This window comes from Roseobacter sp. SK209-2-6 (genome assembly GCF_000169455.1).
Taxonomy (GTDB): domain Bacteria; phylum Pseudomonadota; class Alphaproteobacteria; order Rhodobacterales; family Rhodobacteraceae; genus Pseudophaeobacter.
In genome coordinates this window covers 396,227-420,228 of record NZ_AAYC01000001.1, presented here as the reverse complement: position 1 = coordinate 420,228, position 24,002 = coordinate 396,227, and the positions used below count along the sequence as shown (strand labels likewise).

Sequence of the window (24,002 nt, the reverse complement as noted above, 5' to 3'; positions counted from 1 at the left end):
TCCTGCGCGCCTGGCCTCAGCAATGTTATTCTCCCCTTGCGCAGCAGGCCCGGCCCAGCCATAGAACGCGCTAGTGAGCACGAAAGAGAACATAGATTTACATGCCAGTTGTAGTTGTCGAATCCCCAGCCAAAGCCAAAACAATCAATAAATACCTGGGCTCCGACTACACGGTTCTGGCCTCTTATGGCCATGTGCGCGACCTGCCGCCAAAGGATGGCTCGGTGGATACCGAGAATGAATTTGAGATGACCTGGCAGGTGGCCGAGGCAAGCAAGAAACATGTCCGCGCCATTGCCGATGCACTGAAAGAAGACAATGCGCTCATTCTCGCGACCGACCCCGATCGCGAAGGAGAGGCAATCAGCTGGCACCTGCAGGAAGCCCTGACCAAGCGCCGTTCGATCAAGAAGGACACCCCGGTGTCCCGCGTAACCTTCAACGCCATCACCAAAGAGGCAGTCCTCGACGCCATGGCCAACCCGCGCCAGGTGGATATGCCCCTGGTCGAGGCCTATCTGGCCCGCCGCGCGCTGGACTATCTTGTGGGCTTCAACCTCTCGCCGGTCCTCTGGCGCAAGCTGCCTGGTGCCAGATCCGCTGGCAGGGTGCAGTCGGTCTGTCTGCGCCTCATCGTTGAGCGCGAGATGGAGATCGAGGCTTTCAATCCGCAGGAGTACTGGTCGGTGAAGGCCAGCCTGGCCACCCCGCGCGGTCAGGAATTTGAGGCGCGCCTGACGATCCTGGGCGGCGACAAGCTGGACAAATACAGCCTGGCCAATTCCACCGCAGCTGAGCTGGCGGTGCAGGCGGTTTCCTCCCGTGCGCTCTCAGTCAAATCGGTTGAAGCCAAGCCAGCCGCGCGCAATCCATCCGCGCCTTTCATGACCTCGACCCTGCAGCAGGAAGCCAGCCGCAAATTCGGCATGGGCGCCAAGCAATGCATGAACGCGGCCCAGCGCCTCTATGAGGCGGGTCTCATCACCTATATGCGGACCGACGGCATCGATATGGCGCCCGAGGCGGTACAGGCCGCCCGCGAAGAGATCGGCACCCGCTATGGCGCTGAATATGTGCCCGACAGCCCGCGAATCTATAAGAACAAGGCCAAGAACGCCCAGGAGGCGCACGAATGTATCCGCCCCACGGATATGAGTCGCGACGCCAAGAGCCTTAAGGTCTCGGAAGATGACCAGCGTAAGCTTTATGACCTGATTTGGAAGCGGACCCTCGCCTGCCAGATGGCCGGCGCAAGGCTGGAGCGCACCACCGTTGACCTCGGCTCTGACGATGGTCAGGTCGGGTTGCGCGCCACCGGTCAGGTGATGCTTTTTGACGGTTTCATGCGCGTCTATGAAGAGGGCCGCGATGATGTGGTCGATGAGGACGACAAGCGCCTGCCGCAAATCATGCAGGGCGAAGCGCTGAAATTCGCCTCTTCCCTGGCGGCACAGGCCGAGAAGGCCGGCCCCACCGGATCCTGTCTGTCGGAAGACAAGGCCGTTCTGGGCCTGCAACATCACACCCAGCCGCCCCCGCGCTTTACTGAGGCCACCTTGGTCAAGCGGATGGAGGAGCTGGGCATCGGGCGTCCCTCGACCTACGCGAGCGTCATTACCACGATTCAGGACCGCGAATATGTTCGCAAGGACAAGAACCGCCTCTTCCCCGAGGACAAGGGCCGGATCGTTACCATCTTCCTGTTGAATTTCTTCCGCACCTATGTGGGCTATGAGTTCACCGCCAACCTTGAGGGTGAGCTGGATGATGTCTCAGCGGGCAGCCGCGACTACAAGGAATTGCTGGGCCGGTTCTGGCGCGATTTTTCAGCGGCAATCTCTGAAACTTCTGATCTACGCATCACCGAAGTTCTCGACGTGCTGGACGACGCCCTGGCGCCGCAACTTTACCCGCCGCGCGAAGATGGCAGCGACCCGCGCGTCTGCCCCAAATGCGGTGCAGGCCAGCTGCATCTGAAAACCTCCCGCACCGGCGGGTTTGTCGGCTGCGGCAATTACCCCGAATGCACCTATACCCGCCCCATCGCGGGTGAAGGCGCTGAGGGGGAAGAGAAACTGCTGGGCAGTGACGGCGAAGACGAGATCTGGCTGAAGGACGGGCGCTACGGCCCTTATGTGCAGCGCGGCGAAGCCACGCCTGAGAACAAAAAGCCCAAACGTAGCTCGCTGCCGCAGACCCGTCATGGCGGCTGGCCCAAGGAAGAGACCACGCTGGAACGCGCGCTGCAGCTCCTGAGCCTGCCGCGCAATGTGGGTGACCACCCGGAAGGCGGACGGATCAGCGCCAATCTGGGGCGTTTTGGTCCCTATATCATGCATAAGCTGCCGGAGGCGGAGAAACCTACCTATGTGAACCTCAAGCAATGGCATGAGATGTTCGAGGTGGGCATGAACCACGCAGTGGAACTGCTGGCAGAAAAACGCGCCAACCCGGGCCGCCGGGGTAGCGGTGCTGCTGCCAAACCGCTGAAAGAGCTGGGCGAGCATCCCGAAGATGGCGGCGCCATCAATATCATGGATGGGCGTTACGGGCCTTATGTCAAATGGGAGAAAGTCAATGCGACACTGCCCAAGGACGTGGAGCCTGCGGATGTCACCATGGAAATGGCCGTGGCGCTGATCGCTGAGAAATCAGCGAAGTCGGGTGCCAAGAAAAAGCCCGCGGCAAAGAAGAAGGCTCCGGCGAAGAAAACCGCGGCGAAAAAGACCACAAAGAAAAGCACTGCAAAGAAAGCGCCCGCCAAGAAGGCCGCCGAAAGCGAATGACATCAACGGGGGGCTCCCGCCCGTCTCAGAGGATCTGAAAGACCCCCTTCCCCGGTTGGGCCCAGCGTCGCGCTATCGCGCGACGTTTTCTTTTTGCTGAGAGGCCCTTGAAGGGCAGGTTTGCCCAGCAAGGGCGCAACCCATGCTATTGCGGCCTTCCGTCGCCTCAAGGGCAAGCCGCTGGCGCGGCGGCCTTGCCGCCCTTGACCCGGCTCCAGGCCCTACCCCTTTCTGGCGATCCGTAGTAATACGTGCCGCCCTCCGTATTGTTGACTCTGCCCAGTCTCGGGGCCAGAACCAGAGGCAACTGGCAGCCGATGGGAGATTTCCATGAAAAAGGTCTATTCCAATGCCGCTGAAGCGCTCGATGGGCTGCTTCATGACGGCATGTTCATTGCGGCGGGTGGCTTTGGCCTCTGCGGCATTCCCGAGCTTCTGCTCGATGCAATCAAAGAGGCGGGCACCAAGGATCTGACCTTTGCCTCCAATAATGCGGGCGTTGATGATTTTGGCATCGGCATCCTGTTGCAGACCAAACAAGTGAAGAAGATGATCTCTTCTTATGTGGGTGAGAACGCCGAGTTCATGCGCCAGTACCTCTCTGGCGAGCTGGAGCTGGAATTCAACCCGCAGGGCACCCTGGCCGAGCGTATGCGCGCCGGTGGTGCGGGCATCCCCGGCTTCTTCACCAAGACTGGCGTTGGCACCGTGATTGCCGAGGGAAAGATGGAGAAGCAATTCCCCACCGGCGAAGATGGCGCCGTGGAAGACTATATCATGGAAGAGGGCCTCTTTGCCGATCTCGCCATCGTCAAAGCCTGGAAAGCCGACGAGACCGGCAACCTGGTGTTCCGCAAGACCGCGCGCAACTTCAACGCGCCTGCTGCCACCTGCGGCAAGGTCTGCGTGGTTGAGGTCGAGGAAATCGTGCCCACCGGCAGCCTGGACCCCGACAGCATCCACCTGCCCGGCATCTATGTGCACCGCATCATTCAAGGGCAGCACGAAAAACGCATCGAACAGCGCACTGTGCGCCAGAAGGAGGCTTGATCCATGGCATGGGACCGCAATCAAATGGCCGCCCGCGCAGCGCAGGAACTGCAGGACGGCTGGTATGTGAACCTCGGCATCGGCATCCCGACGCTGGTTTCGAACTATATCCCCGAAGGTGTGGAAGTGACCCTGCAATCGGAAAACGGCATGCTGGGCATGGGCCCTTTCCCGATCGAGGGTGAAGAGGATGCTGACCTGATCAACGCGGGCAAGCAGACCATTACCGAACTGCCGCAGACTGCCTATTTCGACTCAGCGCAGTCTTTTGCGATGATCCGCGGCGGCAAGATCGCCATGGCGATCCTGGGCGCGATGGAAGTGGCCGAGAATGGCGATCTCGCCAACTGGATGATCCCCGGCAAGCTGGTCAAAGGCATGGGCGGCGCGATGGATCTGGTGGCCGGCGTAGGCCGTGTTGTCGTGGTGATGGACCACGCCAACAAGCACGGCCAGTCCAAGGTGCTGAAGGAATGCACCCTGCCGCTGACCGGCAGAGGCGTCGTCGACCGCATCATCACCAACCTAGGCGTGCTGGACGTGGTCGAAGGTGGCTTGAAGATCGTTGAATGCGCCGAGGGCGTCAGCGAAGACGAGCTGCGCGCTGCAACTGAGGCGACAATCGTCAACTAAGCGATTTCCACCAAGATCCCAAAAAACATAGAGAGGCCCGTTGTCTTTTGGCAGCGGGCCTCTGTCTTTGTTGGGACCCTGTGTCGAAGGCGCGCTATTGCCCTGCGCTGCGCTCTCTTCCCTCTGAGTTTCCTCGGCATTGCCGGCAGGGACGAAGTAAAAAACACAGGCCAGCCACTGACATTCCTGCAAACTCGCCCCATATGCAGATCAGACCAGCAGAGAACTGGATGCTGTTTTGAGCAGGGAGAGTATGACGTTGACACGCCCCAGTCACCACACATCGCACGGGAGGTTTTGCAACCCGCCCGGCAGCCCCAGACGCGAAGGCAGCAAAGGGGAGATGTGGGCTTTCATCCGCAAGCAGATGCTCAGCAAGTTCAATCGGCCGATCCCCGCGGGTCATGTGCTGGATCAGGCGGAGTTCAGGCGGCAATTGGAAGCGGCCAGCAATCCCAGCGTGACCTGGCTGGGTCATTCAGCCTTTATCATCCGCCTCAATGGCAAAACCATCCTCACGGACCCCTATTTGGGGCAGCGGGCCGGTCCTGTCGGCTTTGGCCCAAAACGCTATGTCCCTGCCCCGATCAGCGGTGCTGAGCTGCCAAAAGCCGATGTTCTGCTGCTGAGCCATGGGCATTATGACCACCTCGACCTGCCGACGCTTCGGGCCTACCGCTACAAAGAAGAGGTGACGGTCATCACGCCCCTTGGGCTGGGGCGCTACTTTACCCAGCTGGGTTACCGCAGGGTTGTTGAACATGACTGGTGGGAGAGCTGGCAGAGTACCGGGCTACAGATCACCACCTTGCCCGCAATCCATAACTCGGGCCGTGGTCTGGGGGATCGAAACAAAACCCTCTGGGCCAGCTTTGGCATCGCAACCGACGAGGGCCGCATCTGGTTTTCCGGCGATACGGCGGATGGGCCGATCTTTGACGAGATTACCGCCCGCGAAGCTCCTTTTGACCTCGCCCTGGTGGCAATTGGGGCCTATGAGCCGCGCAAATTGATGAAAGGCGCCCATATCAACCCGGCAGAGGCCGCCGCCCTGGCGCAGAAGCTGGGGGCGGGGACCGCTATCGGTATGCATTGGGGGACAATCTCACTAACACCAGAGAATCCATTCGAAGCACCTGAGTTGTTTCGCGATGCAGCTGAGCGGATTGGGCTTGGAGCTGAAAACGCACAGGTGATGAAAATCGGTCAAACGATGAATCTTGCTGTTGGACAGCTTTCGCCGCAATCGCCTCTGTCGCACGATTAGAGAGATCACAAATCACCACTTTGCCCGGCTAAGGCGAAGACAAGAGAAATGACCTTTCGATAGCTTCACTCTTGGCAGTGAAATCACGGCGAAGTGTTCTGTTTTAGACGGCATCGCCGCGCTCTCTTTGCCGCAGGGTCAATAATGGCTTGCCATGCGGCAGAAGTAGTTTATCGGGGTCTCATAGAAAATTCATGGCAGGCGCATGACCGAGAGTACACCGACATCCGCAGACAAACCTCAAATGCGTTCCGCCCGCGATTGGGTGAAGATCCTGGCGCAATACCGCGAGCCCAACCTGGGACGCAGCAGCTTTGAGCTGGCGGTTACGGCCCTGCCCTTTCTTGCGCTCTGGGCGCTGGCCTGGTGGTCACTCTCTGTGAGCTATTGGCTCGCCTTTGGGATTTCTTTGCTGAATGCCTGTTTTTTGCTGCGGCTTTTCACCATCCAGCATGATTGTGGCCATGGCGCCTTTTTCAAAAACCGTGCGGTGAGCGATTGGGTTGGCCGTATCTTGGGTGTCATGACCGTCACCCCCTATGATGTCTGGCGCCGGACCCATTCAGAACACCACAGTGCCGCTGGCAACCTGGACAAACGGGGCATGGGCGACATCTATACCAAGACCGTTGCTGAGTACCGGGCTCTCTCGCCGCTGTGGAAGCTGCAGTACCGCCTCTACCGCCATCCGCTGACCCTCTTTGTGCTGGCGCCAAGCTATGTCTTCTTGCTGCAGAACCGCATTCCCTATGGGCTGATGACCCATGCACGCTATTGGTTCAGCGCCATGGGAACCAATCTGACCCTGGTGCTAATCCTTGGCACGATCTGGTATTTTGGCGGCTGGATGCCGATCCTGCTGATTTTCCTGCCCTCAACCCTGCTGGCCGCGACCCTTGGGCTTTGGCTGTTCTATGTGCAGCACCAGTTTGAGACCACCCATTGGGACAGCCAGACCGATTGGCAACTGCATGATGCCGCCCTGCATGGCAGCTCTTACTATGTGTTGCCCAAGGTACTGCAATGGTTCAGCGCCAATATCGGCATCCATCAGGTGCACCATCTTTACAGCCGTATCCCCTTTTATCGCCTCCCCCAGGTTCTGGAGGATTACAGCGAATTGGCCGAAAACAACCGGCTCACCATCCGGGAGAGCATCGCCTGCGCGAAACTGCACCTCTGGGATGAGGACAGCCGACGCCTCCTGTCCTTTGCACAGGCACGCGCCCTCTACGGCTAAGCCCGCCGCATTCTCATAGTTTCCAATCCAAAGGCGCTCTCTTGCAGGGGCGCCTTTTGCTTTTGTTGCGACCTGCAGATCATTTCATTTGAAGGTCTGGAACACGCAGCCATCGCTGATAAATTCCGGTGGCGTCTTACACAGCTTGCGGGCCACATCGTAGGCCGCAAGAACCTTGGGCACATAGTCCCGCGTCTCGGCAAAGGGAGGAACCCCCTGATGAGCCCGAACAGCCCCCTCCCCTGCATTGTAGCCCGCAAGCGCAAGGATCGCGTCGCCCTCGAACTCCTGCAGGAGCCAGTCCAGATAGGCGATCCCACCTGCAATGTTCTGCTCAGGGACCAGAGCGTCACTGACGTCAAAGCGCGCGGCGGTGTCTGGCATCAACTGCATCAGCCCTTGCGCCCCGGCAGAGCTGACAGCCTCTGCCTTGCCCGCCGACTCGACAGATATGACGGCCAGCACCAGCGCAGGTGAGACCTGCTTGCCAACGCTGGACAGAAGAATGGGCACCTGCTGCGCCTCTATGATCTCCTGCAGCAGTTGCAACCGAGGTGCCGGTACCGGCGCAGAGGCGGTGCGCAGGGCCGCCATAGCCGCGTCAAAGCGCTGAACGGCCCCCACATCCGAGATTGCCGCAGGAACACGCTCCCAGAACCAGCTGTAGCGGCTGCTTGGCGCCTGATCTTGCCCATCCGTGGTTTCGGCAGGTCTTGCCTGTGTCAAAGAGGATTGTGGCGCGGTTTCGATCTGGATGTTGATCTTGGGCGGTGTCCCCGGCTTTGGTGCGCGAATCCGCTTGGCCGAAAACTCTGGAAAGGCGGAGGGTTGCGCCGCAACAGCAGAATCGCCCCCCTCCTGAGCCAGCCCTGCACCGCCCATACAGATAGCCCACCCCCAAAACAGGGGGCCAGCAAGCTGTTTCACCAATTTTCTGCCCATAAATACCGCCCAAGGGATGTGAAAACTCACTGCTACCTTCGCTTGGTCCGGTTGAAAACACTAGAATTTGGGCCGGAATTCAGGCAGATCTGCCACATTTCGCCAATTCCGCCACAACGCCTCACCGTATATGAACGAATAGTTAAAGCAAAAATTAATTCCTTTCAGAGGGTTATGGAAAATATTGCGAGATCGTTAAAATTTGCGCGCAAATTCCAGATTCCAGCCCAAATCCTGCCACGCTCTACCGGCTATATGTACTCATCCAAGCCGGACAGGGTCGGTGAAAGAGAGAGACAGACCCAATCAGGACGGCGGGATAACGAAACACTTAGAGATCCTTTGGAGGGACTAAACAATGATCAAATTCATCAAAAGCTTCCGCACTGCAAAAGACTTCCGCAAAGACGAATCTGGCGCCGTGACCGTTGACTGGGTTGTTCTGACCGCCGCCGTTGCTGCGATGGCCGCTGCTGTTTACCAGGCCGTTGAAGATGGTGCTTCCAGCCTGGCAGACAACACCGAGTCTTACCTGGGTACCCAAGGTAACTAAGCGGCCATTCGCTTTACCTAACCTAGTATAGTTTTGGGGCCGCGTCTTCAAAGGCAAGACGTGGCCCCTTTTCCCTAGCCGAGCATGAAGCGGGGGTTAACATGGGTAAATTTTGGTCGTTTATCGCAAGTGATGATGGCGCCGTGACCGTTGACTGGGTCATCCTCGCCGCTGCACTCGCGGGCCTGGCTGCCCTCATCTCCTCCATGATTGAAGGAGGGGCGATGGGCCTGGCGAATACGGTTGCTGCCTTTATGACTAACTGGAGTTTTGGCTGATCACTTCCGATCTGGCCTGCCAGAAGGCAGTACTCAGGACGCGACATGATTGACTTATCAGCAGGCCCCTTTCTGCAAGGGGCCTGCCATAACCAAATGAGGTCACAGGATGCGTGCAGTTTTTGGACTGGTTCTGATTGTTGGTGTTGCTCTCGCAGGCGGTGCCGTCATGATGGCCAAAAAATACATCTCTGCTCACCAGGCTGCTTTGGCGCATGAACGTGCCAACCGAGCTGAGGTCATACCAACCACCGAAATCTATGTTGCGGTGAAGCAGTTGAAATACGGCGAGCGCTTGACCGCTGAAGCGGTAAAGAAAGTTCGCTGGCCAACGGAATCTCTGCCCGAAGGCGCCTTTGAGATGGAAGCAGAGCTCTTTCCAACCGCAAAGCCAAGCGATCAGCGTGTGGTTCTGCGCATGATTGAACCCAATGAAGCCATTCTAGCGGTCAAGGTGACAAAACCCGGTGAAGATGCGGGGATCACATCCCAGTTGCAGCGCGGCATGCGCGCCTTTGCAATCAAGGTGGATGTGACCTCTGGCGTCTCCGGCTTCCTGCGCCCGGGGGACCGGGTTGATGTCTATTGGACCGGTGTTGCACGGGGCGCAAGTGGTCAAGACGGGGAAATGACCCGGCTGATCGAATCCAGTATCGAACTGATCGCCGTTGACCAAAGCGCCAGCACCGATGTGAACGGGGCGATGATTGCACGAACCGTTACTGTTGCGGTGCAACCAGAACAGGTCGCAGCCTTGGCGCAGGCGCAGACAACCGGTCGCCTGTCGCTGTCTCTGGTCGGGGCAGGTGATGACACAGTAGCCTCCGCCATCGAGGTAGACCAACGCAAACTCCTGGGCTTGGGCGCTGTTCAGACACCAGAAGCGATCAAGGAAGACAGGGTCTGCACCATCCGCACCCGTCGTGGGGCAGAGGTCGTAGCAATCCCAATTCCCTGCGCAGACTAAAAATACGCTCAAAATTCAGCCGCTTACCTGATCCACCGGGTTCCCTGCAAAAGGGAGCCCGGTCTTTGCTGTTGCTCTCACCCCACAGAGGTTTCACCTCAATTTCTGGCGCGAAGCCTTTGATTCTTGCAATAAAACGTAAACTACCCCAGACTGTGGCAAAAGAACGGGCGACAAAGACCCGATATTGAGGCGTGATCGGAAAGGCAGGTCACATGAAAATTCGTCGATTTTGCGCGGCAGTCCTGACTGGGCTTTCGCTCATGGCTTTGCCTGTGGCAGAGCCTGCACAGGCCAATGGGCTGAGGGTTGTGAAACAGGGAACCTCCATCACGCTGGATGTTCCCATGAACCGTGCGATAGTGGTGGAAAGCGATGCTCCTTTTGCAGAGTTGAGCATTGCAAACCCGAATATCGCCGATATTTCCTCTTTGTCCGACCGCACCATCTATGTGCTGGGTAAATCGCCTGGTCTGACCACGCTGACACTCCTGGATGGCGCCGGAAAGCTGATCACCAATGTGAATGTGCGCGTCGCGGCCGATGTTTCCGAGTTCAAAGAACGCCTGCGCCAGATCCTACCGGGTGAGAAAATCGAAGTGCGCACCGCCAATGACGGTATCGTACTGTCAGGCACGGTCTCCAGCTCCGCCCGCTTGCAGCGCGCCCTGGACCTGGCAGAACGCTACGCCCCAGAACGCGTCAGCAACCTGATGAGCGTCGGCGGCGTGCAACAGGTCATGCTCAAGGTTCGCTTTGCGGAGATGGAGCGCTCTGTCTCCAAGACCCTTTCCTCTTCCCTTGCCTTTGGCAACAGTGGCGATGTGATTGGTGAAACCGGCACCTGGCTGGATGGCAACAATGGTCTTGGCAACCCGGTTCAGGTCACTCAAGGTACAGAAGGGGCCGTAGCGATCAGCTTTGGCGCTGGTTCTTTCAGGGTTGGCGTCCTCTTGGAAGCCCTGGAACAAAAGGGCATTGTCCGCACCCTGGCAGAACCCAATCTTTCAGCCCTATCGGGTCAGGAAGCTTCCTTCCTGGCGGGCGGGGAATATCCCATTCCCGTGGTTGACGCTGACGGCATTGGCATTGAGTACAAACCTTTCGGAATCGAACTCGACTTCATTCCGCGCGTGGTTGATCAGGATGTCATCAACCTGGAACTGGAAGCGGTTGTCTCAGCGATCGACCCGACCACGACCGTTGTCCAAAATGGCTTGACGATCAACGGTTTCACCCGCCGCGCCACTTCAACCACCGTCGAGCTACGTGATGGTGAGAGCTTTGCCATCGCCGGGCTGGTTCAGGATGAGTTCACCGATAGCAATGGTCAGGTGCCATGGGTGGGCGACATCCCTATCATTGGCGCCCTTTTCCGGAGCGCAAGCTATCAGCGTGAACAGACAGAGCTGGTTATCATTGTCAGCGCCCATCTGGTCACCCCAACCCGCGGCGAAGCGCTGACCTTGCCAACAGATCGGGTCAAACCGCCCAGCGAGAATGAACTCTTCCTCTTTGGCCGTACCGAGCACAACCGCTCTGGCCCTGTGAATGAGGTCGCGGGTCAGGACTATAACGGCTCTTACGGCTATGTGCTGGACTAAGGCAAAAGGACAGGCCTGATGATGATGAAACGCACAACACTTCTGGGACTGGGGCTGGCCTTCTCCCTCACTGCCTGTACTCACCGCGAAGCCGGTGAACCACTGGGTGACGAGATTTTTGGCAAGGCAGCCAATGAGAACTCCGCCGTGATGAGTGGTGATCTCAGCTTTGCCATTCAACTTGCAAAGCGCTTTGCAAAAGAAGTGCCTTCGACCATCACCTTTGATTTCGACAGTGCGCAACTGGATGCAACCGCTCGGGCAGCGTTGGATCGCCAGGCCCATTGGATCAAGCAATTCCCAGAAGTGCGCTTCCGGGTCTATGGACATACCGATTCGGTTGGCTCTGATGCCTATAACAAACGCCTGGGGCGCCGCAGAGCGCAGGCCGCAGTTAACTACCTGGTGCGCCAGGGGATCAGCCGCCACAGGCTGGAGGCCTTGGTTTCCTTTGGCGAAACGCGCCCGGTCATTGTCACCGCGCATCGCGAACGCCGGAACCGCCGGACTGTGACCGAGGTAAGTGGTTTCCTCAAGCGCCATCCCACTGTTTTGGATGGGAAATATGCCCAGATCGTCTATCGCGAGTATCTGGCGAGCGCTATTCCTGCGACAACGACCACCCATTCGGTCGCATATGACAATGAATAGCAACGGTTTTGCTTAGGCTCGCTGAGGCTTAAGAACTCTTAACAATTCCCAATAATTGGGGCTTTTTGGCCCCAATATCGCCCAGATCTTCATCGACATTCCTATCAGAGGCGGCCTGTATCCAGAATCCTGGATGGGCGGCTTTCCGAGAAAGGGGAATAACCGATGAGCAGCGATCAGCCGCAAGCCGAAACATCCGCAATTGTTGCCTGCACCGTCAGCCGTGACGTGCAGAATTTCGACCTGCTGATTGAAGACATGGAAACCGCTCTCGGCGAATCCTGGGGTGACCTCGGCTTTAATGAGGCGCTGGCCTTTTTTGGTCAGAGCGAGGCGGAGGCGCTGGAATTCATCGCGATGGCACTAGATGCCGACGATGAGGAAAACCTGGGCCTGATGGGTGAGATTATCACTCAGGCAAAATCGCGCGGCATCAAGGTCATTCTGATCGCAGAAGAAGTCAGCCCTGCCTCCCTGCACACGCTGCTGCGCCAGGGCGCGGATGAGTTCATCCCCTACCCTCTGCCAGAGCAGGAGTTGCAGGCAGCCATCACCCGCCTTAGCACGCCAGAGCCAGAGCCAGCCCCAGCTGAGGCCACCCATCAGTTACAGGCAGACAACCGTCGCGAAGGTGCGGTCATTGTCTGCCACGGTCTGGCAGGCGGCACCGGCTCTACCACCCTTGCGGTCAATCTAGCCTGGGAACTGGCAGAGTTGAGCTCTGCCAAAACACCCTCTGTCTGTCTGCTGGACCTGGATCTGCAGCAGGGATCGGTTTCGACCTATCTGGACCTGCCCCGCCGCGAAGCGGTCATGGAAATGCTGGGCGAAACGGAGAGCATGGATGCCGATCTCTTTGGTCAGGCGCTCTTGTCCTTTCAGGACAAATTGCAGGTTCTCACCGCTCCTAGCGATATGATCCCGCTGGATTTTCTGACGGTTGAAGATATCGAACGCGTGGTCGAGATGGCCCGCAGCCATTTTGACTTTGTCATCATCGACATGCCCCACACATTGGTGCAATGGTCTGAAACCGTGCTGCAGATGGCCCATGTCTATTTCTCCACGATCGAGCTGGACATGCGCTCGGCCCAGAATGCACTGCGCCTGAAGCGCGCGCTGCAGTCCGAAGGCCTGCCCTTTGAAAAACTGCGTTTTGCCCTGAACAGGGCCCCGAAATTCACCGACCTCAGCGGCAAAAGCCGGGTCAAGCGGATGGCGGAAAGCCTCGGCATTTCTATCGATTTGCAACTGCCCGACGGCGGCAAGCCGATCACGCAAAGCTGTGATCACGGTCAGCCTCTTGCAGTCTCGAACCCAAAGAACCCATTGCGCAAGGAAATCGCCAAACTGGCGCGGTCCCTGCATGACCTGGGTGCGGGTGAAACCGAGGCGGCAGCCTAGAGCATCATTGAGAAACCGGGGGGTCTCACATGTTTTCCAAATACAAGAAGCAAGCGTCTAAACCCAAAGCCGCGCCAGCGCCGGCCGCTGCGGCGCCCAGCCCTGCAGCTGCGGCGCCAACCCAATCCGCCTCGACATCGCTCCGGCGCCCTATCGCGCGCCTTGCCGCCGAGGTGGGCAGCCAGGACAAAGAGCGCAAGCGCAAAGAGCGCATGAACGAAATCAAGGTCCAGCTGCACCGCGAGCTCCTGGACAACCTCAACCTGGCGGCCCTTGAAAACGCCACCGAGAAAGAGCTGCGCAACGAGATTTCGGCCATTGCGACCGAGATCCTCGAAGAGAAAAGCATCGTTCTGAACCGGGAAGATCGCCAGCAGCTCAACAAAGAACTCTATGACGAGGTCAAAGGCCTCGGCCCGCTGGAAGCGCTGCTGCAGGACGAGACTGTCAGCGATATTCTGGTCAACGGCCCACATCAGATCTTTATTGAACGCGACGGCAAACTGCAGCTGAGCAACATCGCCTTCAAAGATGAAAAGCACCTGATGCGGATCATCGACAAGATCGTCTCGGCAGTGGGGCGTCGCGTCGATGAGAGCAACCCCTATGTGGATGCTCGCTTGCAGGATGGTTCGCGCTTCAACGCCATGGTGCCACCGGTTGCGGTGGATGGATCCCTGGTGTCGATCCGGAAATTCAAAAAAGACAAACTGGCGATTGATGATCTGGTTGAATTCGGTGCCTTCACCGAAGAAATGGCCGCCTATTTGCAGGCCGCCGTCTCGACCCGTCTGAATGTGATCGTCTCTGGCGGTACCGGCTCCGGTAAGACCACCACGCTCAACGCGCTTTCGAGCTTTATCGACAATGCCGAGCGCATCCTCACCATCGAGGATACGGCGGAACTGCAGTTGCAACAGACCCATGTGGGCCGGATGGAAAGCCGCCCCCCCAACGTCGAGGGCAAGGGCGAAGTCTCCCCCCGTGACTGTCTGAAGAACGCCCTGCGGATGCGCCCGGACCGCATTATCGTGGGGGAAACCCGCGGCGAAGAAGTTATCGACATGCTGCAGGCGATGAACACCGGCCATGACGGGTCGATGACCACCATTCACGCCAACTCCGCCCGCGATGGTATTTCGCGCCTGGAGAACATGATCGCCATGGCAGGCATCGAAATGCCAATCAAGGCGGTGCGCAGCCAGATCTCTTCCGCTGTCAATGTGATCGTTCAGGCCTCACGCCTGCAGGATGGTTCTCGCCGGATGACCTCGATCACCGAAATCACCGGGATGGAGGGCGATGTCATCTCGATGCAGGAGATCTTCCGCTTTCAGCGCGTTGGCCTGACGCCGGACAATAAGATCATCGGCCATTTCACCGCCACCGGTGTCCGCAGCCACTATTCAGAGCGCTTCCGCCTCTGGGGATATGACCTGCCACCCTCGATTTATGAACCCACCGTGATGGAGGGCTGAAGATGCAGATCCCCATAGAACCAGTCATCTATATCCTGATCTTTGTCGGCGTTGTTGTCTTCGTCGAAGGGCTCTACCTTGTTACCTTTGGCAAATCGATCAGCCGCAACAGCCAGGTGAACCGCCGTCTGTCGATGATGGAAAAAGGCGGCACCCGTGAACAAGTGCTGGAACAGCTGCGCAAAGAGATCGGTCAGCACGGCAAGACCAAAACCATCCCGCTCTACTCCATGTTGGCGGAACGCGCGCAGAAAGCGGCCATCGCCTTTTCCCCGCAGCAGCTGATGCTCATCATGATGGGTGTGGCTGCCTTTGCCTTTGCCGGTCTTTCTGTTGGCACCAGCACCGGATTGCCGCTGCGCATCATGGCGTCGATTGTTATCGGGGTTGGTGGCGTCTTCTTCTGGGTCAACAAGAAAGCCGCCACCCGCATGGCCAAGATCGAAGAGCAGCTGCCGGATGCGGTTGAACTGATGGTGCGCTCCCTGCGGGTTGGTCACCCATTCACCTCCACCGTGCAGATCGTATCGGATGAGATCGAAGACCCCCTGGCGACGGAATTTGGCATCATCGCCGATGAGAGCGCCTATGGTCGCGATATTGGCGAAGCATTGAAGGAAATGGCGGAACGCCTGAACATTCAGGATCTGCGCTTCCTCTCGGTTGCGGTCACGATCCAACAGCAATCGGGTGGTAACCTGGCAGAGGTTCTCGCTGGTCTTGCCGGTGTTATCCGCGCCCGTTTCCGCCTGTTCCGCAAGGTGAAAGCTATCACCGCCGAGGCAAAGTGGTCAGGCAAGTTCCTCTCTGCCTTCCCCTTGCTGGCGCTGATCGCCATTCTGGTCAAGGACCCCAATTACTATGATAGCGTCATGGATCATCCCTATTTCATTCCGGCCTGCTTTGCCGTTGGGATCATGCTCGCGGTCAATCTGCTGGTGATGCGCATCCTCACCGATATCAAGGTATAAGGAGGCCGAAATGAACATTCTTTCTGGTCTGGAAAACCAACTCGGCCCCTTCGGCCCCCTCCTGGTGCTTGGGTTCTTCGGGTTTGCCCTCATTGCCTTTGCTGCGATCTATCTGATCCGGCAGCCAGAGGATCCATTGAAAAAGCTCCAGCGCAACATAGCGCCGGAGACCCGCAAAAGCGCCAGCAAAGAACGGTTGCGTCAGAATGATCGCAACGAACAGCTGCAGAAATTTGCCACCTTTCTGGAACCACAGGACGCAGAAGAACTCTCCGCGATGGAGCTGAAACTGCGTCAGGCGGGTTACCTGTCCAAAGACGCGGTGCGCTTCTTCTTCTTTGCGCAATTGGCACTGGCGCTCATCGGTTTGGCTGGGGGCATGTTCTATGTCTATGTGCTGAACGCAGACATGACCTTTGATACCCAACAGCTGTTGATCCGCATCGTCGGCCCTGGCGCCGTGGGCTATATGCTGCCCAAATACTGGGTCACCCGCCGGGTGGAAGAGCGCCGCCAGAAGATCGAACAGGGTTTCCCGGACTCGCTTGATATGATGCTGGTCTGCGTCGAAGCCGGTCAATCGCTGGACCAGTCCATCGTCCGCGTTGCAACCGAATTGCGCGCCTCCTTTCCGGATCTCGCCTATGAGTTCGAGATCGTCGCCCAGGAAATGAAGGCTGGTAAGGACAAGGAGAAAGTGCTGCGAGACATGGGAACCCGATGCGGCGTGCAGGATATTTCCTCTTTTGTCACCGTGATGATCCAGTCGCAGAGTTTTGGTACCTCAATCGCAGATGCCCTGCGGGTCTATGCCGGAGAAATGCGCGACAAAAGGGTCATGCGCGCAGAAGAAGCCGCAAACAAGTTGCCAGTGAAGATGACACTTGCCACAATGATGCTGACCGTGCCGCCGCTGCTGATCATTCTGGTTGGCCCCTCGGTGCAGGGCATTCTGAATATGGGCAATACAGGCAACTAGCCATGACACGATCCGAACGGGCCCCTTCCGTTCAGCGCATCCTTAAAGCCGCCGCCGCTCTTGCACTCGCATCAGCGGCGGTTTCCTGTTCCACAGCTGCGCCAAATCCGGGCGCGAATGGTGTCTGGGCACCGGGCGTCGACCTGCGCAAGGAGGCCGAAGACGGCCTGATTGTTGGCCATCGCCTGATGGCTGCCGGCCAATATGAACTGGCGCTGGATGCCTTCTCCCGTGCGGCACTGGAACATGGGTTCACCGCCGAGGTGCTCTCTGGGTTGGGCAGTGCCAATCTGGGATTGGGACGATTGGGCCAGGCAGAGGATCTGCTGCGCCGTGCCGCCAAGGAAAGCCCGGACTGGCCTGCGGCGCAAAACAACCTGGGCATCGTCTTGATGGAACAGGGCGAAACCGCCGAAGCGGTGCAGGTTTTCAAACGTGCCTATGCGCTGGATAATGGCGAAAGTGACGCAATTCGGGATAATTTGCGCTTAGCCCTCGAAAAATTCGAAAATTCGGCCCATAGTGATCCGCAGAGCAATAATAATAATGACTTCAAATTGGTGCGCCAGCACGGAGGGAGCTATCTGATTCGTAGCTCACTCTGAGAGAGTGCACCCAGGCAGAGCAGAAAAAGGACGCAGAAACATGCGCCACACAGGATTTATTTCCGCATGCTTGGCAGGCGCTGTTGCGCTGTCGGCCTGCGCCCCCAAAGCCGATGACTCAGTTGAGCGCGCCTTTCAGGACGTGAATGTCATTGATGAGAGCAATCTCAACGATGTGATGTTGACTGTTGCCGATCCAAATGAGGCCGTCGCACATTTTCGAACCACGCTGAAAGGCGCCCCGGATCGGATTGATCTGCAACGCGGCCTCGCCATCTCACTGGTTCGGGCCAAGCGCTTTACCGAAGCGGTTCCCGCCTGGAGACGCACCCTGACCCTGGAAGGGGCCAGCGACGAAGATCGCCTGGGCTTGGCAGATGCCCTGATCCGCACCAACAGCTGGACAGACGCCAAGGAGGTGCTGGACAGCATCCCACCCACCCTTGAGACCTATCAACGCTACCGCCTGGAAGCCGTTGTTGCGGATGCAAACAAGGATTGGAAAAAGGCTGACAGTTTCTATGAGATTGCAACTGGTCTAACCACTCGCCCGGCTAAGGTTATGAATAACTGGGGTTATTCCAAATTGGCCCGCGGTGACTTTGCCGCCGCCGAACGCCTCTTTGGCGAGGCCATCCGCCAGGATCAGAGCCTCTTTACCGCCAAGAACAATCTGGTGCTCGCACGAGGAGCGCAGCGCAACTACACCCTGCCAGTGGTTCCGATGAGCCAACGCGAACAGGCTGAACTGCTGCATACCCTGGCACTGACTGCGGTCAAACAGGGCGATGTGAAAAAGGGCGAAAGCCTGCTGCGTGACGCGGTTGCCACCCATCCACAGTATTTTGAGGCGGCCGCCAAGGCACTGGAAGCGCTGGAGAACAGCTGATCATGGTGATCCTTGCTGGCCAAGCCAAAGCCGCGCTTTGGTTTCTGCCTTTTGTGCTGCCGCTTTGCTATGCGGCAGCCCTGACCGATCTGCGTGGCATGCGTATCCCCAACTGGATCAATGACAGCCTTGCGGCGGTCTATGTTCTGGTGGGGCTGTTTGTTATGCCGACATGGGCAGACTATGGCTGGCAGTTGCTGCATCTTCCGATTGGCATTGCCTTTGGCTTTCTGTTCTATTCCTCCGGCATGATCGGGGCTGGCGATGCGAAATTTGCCGGAGCGGCAGCGCCTTTCATCGCCTTTAGTGATCTCCCCGCCCTGATGACCATTTTCTGCGCCAATCTCCTGGCGGCCTTTGCAACGCACCGGCTAGTCAAACACACGGGCCTGCGGCGCCTCGCGCCGGGGTGGAAAAGCTGGAACACCGGCAGCAAGTTCCCCATGGGGCTCTGCCTGGGGGCGACACTGTCAATCTATATGATCTTGACCGCTTTTTTCGGGCATTAGCCTAGCCCGGAGCCTAGCCCGGCGGCCACAGAAACACGCTGTAGTCCTTTCCAGTCTGCGCTCTTTGAAAATATCGATCAAATTGCACCAGAGGTTTCGCGGAAATGCTCTGACTGCGCCCTCATCCTGCCACAGTGGTGAATAGACTGTTGTCCAAATCCGCCCCCTTCGGGAGGCACCCAGGCAAGAGCAGGTCCCGCCATGAACATGCAGAACACTCCGGTTATTGCGCCACCCGCCCCAAAGGGCATGGCGGAAATGCAGCTCCCGATCGTGATGATGCGGGATATTCTGCTCAAGACGATATTCCGCAAGAACATCAACATGGTAACCGGATTGGCCGAGGCCCTGTGCCTGCCCGGTATAGTGACCCAAGAGCTGATTGATCTGGCGCGTGAACAAAAACTGCTGGAGGCCACCGGCACGCTCAGCGCCAATAGCGGCTCTGAAATGGGGTATCAACTGACCGACGCTGGCAAAGCCCGCGCCCTGGATGCTCTGGCCCAATCAGAATATTTTGGCGCCATGCCGGTGCCCCTGGATGTCTACCGTGAGCAGGTCAAACGCCAGTCGATCCGCAATATCATGGTGACACGGGATCAACTGACCAGCGCCATGGGGCATCTGGTCCTACCCGACAGCCTGCTCAGTCATCTGGGGCCAGCGGTCAGTGCCGGGCGCTCCATCCTGATGTATGGCCCGCCCGGGAATGGTAAATCCTCGATCTCGAACGGTATTCGTGATGCTCTGGGGGATCATGTCTATGTGCCCCGCGCCATCGAATATGCAGGCCAGGTGATCACGGTCTATGACCCGATTGTACATACGGCTGTCGAAGATGCGCCTGAGGATCCCAATGCACTGCGCCGCCGCAAAGGCTTCGATACCCGCTATGTAAAATGCGAACGCCCCACTGTGATTACCGGTGGTGAACTCTCGCTCGATATGCTCGACCTGGTCTACAATCCAACCGCGCGCACCTATCAGGCGCCTTTGCAGCTGAAATCCACTGGCGGCATCTTCATCGTTGACGACCTTGGCCGTCAGGCGGAACCGCCGCAGTCGCTGGTCAACCGCTGGATTGTGCCCCTGGAAGAAAGCAAGGACATCCTGGCGCTGCAATCCGGCGAAAAGTTCGAGGTGCCCTTTGACACCTTGGTGATCTTCTCCACCAACTTTCACCCGAATGAGATCTTCGACCAGGCGGCCCTGCGCCGGATCTTCTTTAAGATCAAAATCGACGGGCCAAACCAGGAGAACTTCCTCAAGATCTTTGCCATGGTCGCCCGCAAGAAAGGCATGCCTCTGGATGAGGCCGCCCTGGTGCATCTGTTGCGGGTTCGCTACCCGGAAATCGACAATATCTACGCCAATTACCAGCCGGTGTTTCTGATCGATCAGATGATCGCTATTTGCGAGTTTGAGGGCATCCCCTATCAAATGTCACCGGAGCTGATCGACCGCGCCTGGGCAAATATGTTCGTGAAGGACGAGCATATCGTGAAGTAGGTTGCTGCACATTCCTGCAAAAGAATTGCAGGAATGTGCCAATTTGGGGGACTGCGCTCAGACCTCGTTTAGTTTGGAACTGTTCAAGAACCCCCAGCCATCAGGGGTGAACCCCTGGCGCAGGCAAATCTCCGTCAAGAGCTTTTCACGTTGCCAGATCGCTTCCGGCAGCACGCTGAGGGCATAGACTACCACCTGAATCTCATTGTATTCCTCACTGTAAACGGCAGCATATCCCTGTCGCTTCAGATCTGACACCGCAGGTTCTGGACGCGCGCCCGACCCATTGGAAACAAAATAGAAATCAAAATCCGCTATCGCAGGCAAAGGGCAATTTCTTTCGGCCAGATCAACTAGGGTGTTTTCCGTTTCCCGTCGTTGAGCGTTGAAATCATGATCCAAACCTATACCTCCATTTCCATTCAACCATAAGTTGCTGTGTTTGCTTTGCAATGGAGTTTTGCAGGCAACAGCGCAGCCCCCTGCCCGATCTGCGACTTGCTATTTCCCCAAAGCGCTCCCGCCAGTCGCCGGTTCATTCACATGAACCGCTCCCGTTGGGCATGGCACCGTGCTGCCGCACGGTGCAGCCTTCGGCCCTGGGTCAGGGCCGAAGGCAAGGCCCAAGTCGGCCAAGGGGACTTTGACGCCAGGCAAAGGCACCTGCAGACGCGGGAGCATTTGGCCTCATCTATCAAGCCTTAGGCATCTCCGGCAAAGAGAAGCCGCAGGATCCGCATTTCCTTTCCGCGATGCCCCTCTGCCAGCGTTGAAATCGAAGTCTCTCCCGTGACCTCCAGACCGGCCGCTTGTAGTGACCTCAGCCCCGCATCAAGTTCTTGACCGCAGAGGAGAATAACCGTCTCGATTTCTGCCGTTGTCAGGATTTCAAAGACCTTTTGCTGGATATTGCCACCCTCCTGTCCTCCCGGCCAAAAGGAAAGCAGCAAAAGCAGCGCGCTCCCCCCCAGAAAAGCCTGCACGGTGGGGCGTTTCAGATAGCTCTCGAAAGGCCGCCAGTTCAGCGCCAGGTGCGCAAAGATATGGAAGAGGACATCAGACACTCCTGCATCAGACACTCCTGCCTTCTAAGTGGTTTCACTTCCGTAACGCTGCGCCAGCCCCTTTCCATCGCCCTACGGCGCAAAAAAGTTCCGCTTGCTGTCGCCTTTGGTTAAGCTGCTGGAATGACACAACTCCCCCTGGAAATCAGCGCCTGGTTCGAGGCCCGTGGCTGGCAGATCCATCCCCATCAAATGGCGATGCTGGCGCGTGCAAGGCAGCCCGCGACCCTGCTCATCGCGCCCACAGGCGGGGGCAAGACTATGGCTGGCTTTTTGCCCACCCTTGCCGATCTCGCAGAAGGCAGCCACCAGGGGCTGCACACGCTTTACATTTCACCGCTCAAAGCTCTGGCGGCGGATATCAAACGCAACCTGCGCGCCCCTGTCGAGGAAATGGGCCTGCCGATCCGTATCGAAGACCGCACCGGCGACACCACGCAATCCCGCCGTAAGCGCCAGCGCGCCGACCCGCCGCATATCCTGCTGACCACACCCGAAAGCCTGGCGCTACTGACCTCTTATGAAGATGCTCCGCGCATTTTTAACGGCCTCAGACGGGTGATTGTGGATGAGATCCACGCCCTGGCCGAGAGCAAACGAGGCGATCAGCTGATGCTGGCTCTCAGTCGGTTGCAGGGCCTCTGTCCGGACCTTCGGCGGGTGGGTCTTTCAGCCACCGTTGATGATCCTCAGGCGATTGCCGACTACCTGGCCAACCATCCCTCGCCTTGTGAAATCCTGACAGCGGATCCCGGACCCAAGCCCGATATCCAGATGCTGGAGACGGACACCGCCCCGCCCTGGGCTGGCGGCGGTGCCGCCCATGCCATCCCTGCTGTCATGGCGCAAATCAGGGTGCATAAGACCACGCTGATCTTTCACAATACCCGCGCCCAGGCAGAGATCTTTTTCCGAAACCTCTGGCTGGCCAATGACGAAGCACTGCCCATCGGTATCCATCATGGCTCCCTTGACCGGCATCAGCGCGAACGGGTCGAAGCCGCCATGCAGCGCGGAGAGTTGCGGGCGGTGGTCTGCACCGGCTCGCTGGATCTGGGCATCGATTGGGGCGATGTCGACCTGGTGGTGCAGATCGGCGCGCCCAAGAATGTCAAACGCCTGGTGCAGCGGATCGGCCGGGCCAATCACCGCTACAATGCCCCCTCAAAAGCCTTGCTGGTGCCTGCCAACCGATTTGAGGTGGTGGAATGCCGCGCAGCTCTGGAAGCGGTTCAGGAAGGGACCCTCGATGGGGAGGTGCGGGGCACAGGCCCGCGTGATGTCCTCTGCCAACACATCCTGATCCGCGCCTGCGCAGGCCCCTTTGCCGCCGAAGAGCTCTACCGCGAAGTTACTTCCTGCGGCCCCTACTCCGGGCTAACGCGCGATGAATTCGACGCCTGCCTGCAGTTCTGCGCCACCGGTGGCTATGCCCTGCGCGCCTATGATCAATGGCAGCGCCTTCTGCAGCGCCCCGACGGTCTTTGGCAGCTGCGCGACCCACGGTCAGCGCAACGCATTCGGATGAATATTGGCACTATTCAGGATGCGGACCTGATGAAGGTCCGCCTGAAACGCAGCCGGGGCGGCAAACCCCTAGGCGAGATCGAAGAGGCCTTTGCCGCCACTCTCACCCCCGGTGATACATTCCTGATTGGAGGCCAGACCGTTCGCTATGAAGGCCTGCGCGAAATGACTGTTGAGGTCAGTCGCAATGCCGGTAAAAGGCCCAAAATCGCGGTTTTCTCCGGCACCAAATTTGCCACCTCAACACAGCTGAGCAGCCGCATTCTGGAGCTGTTCAGACAACAGGATTGGAACGGTTTGCCCGCACATACCACCGACTGGCTGGAGCTGCAGGCCCAGGTTTCACAGCTGCCCCGCACAGGCGAATTGCTGATCGAGAGCTTCCCCCACGAGGCGCGCGAACACGCCTGCATCTATGGCTTCGCCGGACGCAATGCGCAGCAGACCCTGGGGCTATTGCTCACCAAACGGATGGAGGAGCTGGGGCTGGATCCCTTGGGCTTTGTCGCAACGGACTATGCTACTCTGATTTGGGGATTGGAGGCGTTGAAAGATCCGGCGCCGCTCTTTGATCTTGCGGCTTTGCGCGATGGGCTAGAGGGGTGGCTTGCGGGCAATGCGGTGATGAAACGCGCCTTCCGCGGGGCCGCGACAATCGCAGGGCTGATAGAGCGTAACACGCCGGGGGCGCGCAAGAATGGACGCCAGGCCACATTCTCTTCCGATATCCTCTATGACACGCTGCGCAAATACGACCCCGACCATCTGCTGATGGAAATCACCCGCGAAGAGGCCCGGCGCGGGTTGGTGGATTTTGGCCGCATCGAAGAGATGATCAAACGGATCGATGGCCGTGTTACCCTCAAACGTCTTGAGCGGATCTCCCCACTTGCGGCCCCTCTGCTCCTGGAGATGGGCAAGGTTCCGGTAAAAGGTGCTGCCGAAGAAAAACTCCTGCAACGGGATGCTGCGGCATTGATGGAAAAGTCGGGCTTGAGCAGCCTGCCCTGATGCTGTGCCGACTGCCGCTATCCATGTCCCAGTCAGGCCTTTTGGGGTCCCGGATCGAGCTGGCCAGTTCTGCGCAAGACTGGGT

22 protein-coding genes are annotated in these 24,002 nt (G+C 58.2%); 19 read left to right on the top strand and 3 right to left on the bottom strand.

From position 1 onward, the window contains the following. Nucleotides 1-101 precede the first annotated feature (101 nt). From topA to RSK20926_RS02115, 5 genes are all read left to right on the top strand, one after another. On the top strand, nucleotides 102-2,786 hold the full coding sequence (gene topA / locus RSK20926_RS02135) for a type I DNA topoisomerase (protein ID WP_008204102.1): 2,685 nt from the start codon (nucleotides 102-104) through the stop codon (nucleotides 2,784-2,786). Between the two features lie 330 nt (nucleotides 2,787-3,116). Next, nucleotides 3,117-3,836, top strand: a complete 720-nt coding sequence (locus tag RSK20926_RS02130) for a CoA transferase subunit A (protein WP_008204101.1) — start codon at nucleotides 3,117-3,119, stop codon at nucleotides 3,834-3,836. A gap of 3 nt (nucleotides 3,837-3,839) precedes the next feature. Then, complete coding sequence (locus RSK20926_RS02125; RefSeq protein ID WP_008204100.1) at nucleotides 3,840-4,469, top strand: 3-oxoacid CoA-transferase subunit B; 630 nt, start codon at nucleotides 3,840-3,842, stop codon at nucleotides 4,467-4,469. Between the two features lie 253 nt (nucleotides 4,470-4,722). Continuing rightward, on the top strand, nucleotides 4,723-5,736 hold the full coding sequence (locus tag RSK20926_RS02120; RefSeq protein WP_083805710.1) for an MBL fold metallo-hydrolase: 1,014 nt from the start codon (nucleotides 4,723-4,725) through the stop codon (nucleotides 5,734-5,736). Between the two features lie 205 nt (nucleotides 5,737-5,941). Next, nucleotides 5,942-6,976, top strand: coding sequence for a fatty acid desaturase (locus RSK20926_RS02115; protein ID WP_037253311.1), 1,035 nt, complete (start codon nucleotides 5,942-5,944; stop codon nucleotides 6,974-6,976). 84 nt (nucleotides 6,977-7,060) lie between these two features. Here the strand turns inward: RSK20926_RS02115 and RSK20926_RS02110 are convergent, their stop codons facing one another. Further along, complete coding sequence (locus RSK20926_RS02110) at nucleotides 7,061-7,918, bottom strand: lytic transglycosylase domain-containing protein (RefSeq protein ID WP_008204097.1); 858 nt, start codon at nucleotides 7,916-7,918, stop codon at nucleotides 7,061-7,063. 358 nt (nucleotides 7,919-8,276) lie between these two features. Here RSK20926_RS02110 and RSK20926_RS02105 point away from each other — a divergent pair, with 358 nt between their 5' ends. The 13 genes from RSK20926_RS02105 (at nucleotide 8,277) to RSK20926_RS02050 (ending at nucleotide 20,315) form a co-directional block, all read left to right on the top strand. Further along, entirely contained in the window at nucleotides 8,277-8,471 is a 195-nt protein-coding gene (locus tag RSK20926_RS02105; protein WP_008204096.1) for a hypothetical protein, read from the top strand. Nucleotides 8,472-8,572: 101 nt separating this feature from the next. Beyond that, nucleotides 8,573-8,749: a hypothetical protein gene (locus RSK20926_RS22970; protein WP_008204095.1), complete on the top strand. Its 177-nt coding sequence runs from the start codon at nucleotides 8,573-8,575 to the stop codon at nucleotides 8,747-8,749. Between the two features lie 109 nt (nucleotides 8,750-8,858). Then, the gene (cpaB, locus tag RSK20926_RS02100; protein WP_008204094.1) at nucleotides 8,859-9,716 is read left to right on the top strand and encodes a Flp pilus assembly protein CpaB; all 858 of its coding nucleotides are present in this window, start codon (nucleotides 8,859-8,861) and stop codon (nucleotides 9,714-9,716) included. Between the two features lie 215 nt (nucleotides 9,717-9,931). Beyond that, nucleotides 9,932-11,320 carry a type II and III secretion system protein family protein gene (locus RSK20926_RS02095; protein ID WP_037253308.1) on the top strand — a complete coding sequence of 463 codons (1,389 nt, stop codon included), beginning with the start codon at nucleotides 9,932-9,934 and terminating at the stop codon, nucleotides 11,318-11,320. A 21-nt stretch (nucleotides 11,321-11,341) separates the two neighbouring features. Further along, nucleotides 11,342-11,971, top strand: coding sequence for an OmpA family protein (locus tag RSK20926_RS02090; RefSeq protein WP_037253530.1), 630 nt, complete (start codon nucleotides 11,342-11,344; stop codon nucleotides 11,969-11,971). Between the two features lie 165 nt (nucleotides 11,972-12,136). Next, a complete protein-coding gene (locus RSK20926_RS02085) occupies nucleotides 12,137-13,375 on the top strand; it encodes an AAA family ATPase (RefSeq protein WP_008204091.1) in 1,239 nt (412 codons plus the stop codon). A 29-nt stretch (nucleotides 13,376-13,404) separates the two neighbouring features. Beyond that, a complete protein-coding gene (locus RSK20926_RS02080) occupies nucleotides 13,405-14,853 on the top strand; it encodes a CpaF family protein (RefSeq protein ID WP_008204090.1) in 1,449 nt (482 codons plus the stop codon). Between the two features lie 2 nt (nucleotides 14,854-14,855). Beyond that, nucleotides 14,856-15,824 carry a type II secretion system F family protein gene (locus RSK20926_RS02075; protein WP_008204089.1) on the top strand — a complete coding sequence of 323 codons (969 nt, stop codon included), beginning with the start codon at nucleotides 14,856-14,858 and terminating at the stop codon, nucleotides 15,822-15,824. Nucleotides 15,825-15,834: 10 nt separating this feature from the next. Then, nucleotides 15,835-16,803, top strand: a complete 969-nt coding sequence (locus RSK20926_RS02070) for a type II secretion system F family protein (protein ID WP_008204088.1) — start codon at nucleotides 15,835-15,837, stop codon at nucleotides 16,801-16,803. A 2-nt stretch (nucleotides 16,804-16,805) separates the two neighbouring features. Further along, nucleotides 16,806-17,408 (top strand): tetratricopeptide repeat protein, encoded by a 603-nt coding sequence (locus tag RSK20926_RS02065; protein ID WP_008204087.1) that lies wholly within the window; start codon nucleotides 16,806-16,808, stop codon nucleotides 17,406-17,408. 40 nt (nucleotides 17,409-17,448) lie between these two features. Further along, entirely contained in the window at nucleotides 17,449-18,297 is an 849-nt protein-coding gene (locus RSK20926_RS02060; RefSeq protein ID WP_008204086.1) for a tetratricopeptide repeat protein, read from the top strand. 2 nt (nucleotides 18,298-18,299) lie between these two features. Further along, entirely contained in the window at nucleotides 18,300-18,806 is a 507-nt protein-coding gene (locus RSK20926_RS02055) for a prepilin peptidase (RefSeq protein WP_008204085.1), read from the top strand. A 201-nt stretch (nucleotides 18,807-19,007) separates the two neighbouring features. After that, nucleotides 19,008-20,315 (top strand): ATPase, encoded by a 1,308-nt coding sequence (locus tag RSK20926_RS02050; RefSeq protein ID WP_008204084.1) that lies wholly within the window; start codon nucleotides 19,008-19,010, stop codon nucleotides 20,313-20,315. Nucleotides 20,316-20,372: 57 nt separating this feature from the next. Here the strand turns inward: RSK20926_RS02050 and RSK20926_RS02045 are convergent, their stop codons facing one another. Continuing rightward, the gene (locus RSK20926_RS02045) at nucleotides 20,373-20,717 is read right to left on the bottom strand and encodes a ribonuclease E inhibitor RraB (protein WP_008204083.1); all 345 of its coding nucleotides are present in this window, start codon (nucleotides 20,715-20,717) and stop codon (nucleotides 20,373-20,375) included. 299 nt (nucleotides 20,718-21,016) lie between these two features. Further along, entirely contained in the window at nucleotides 21,017-21,394 is a 378-nt protein-coding gene (locus RSK20926_RS02040; RefSeq protein WP_050773024.1) for a hypothetical protein, read from the bottom strand. 108 nt (nucleotides 21,395-21,502) lie between these two features. On the opposite strand from RSK20926_RS02040, the gene RSK20926_RS02035 reads away from it, so the two are divergent. After that, the gene (locus RSK20926_RS02035) at nucleotides 21,503-23,917 is read left to right on the top strand and encodes a ligase-associated DNA damage response DEXH box helicase (RefSeq protein WP_008204081.1); all 2,415 of its coding nucleotides are present in this window, start codon (nucleotides 21,503-21,505) and stop codon (nucleotides 23,915-23,917) included. The last annotated feature ends 85 nt before the right edge of the window (nucleotides 23,918-24,002 follow it).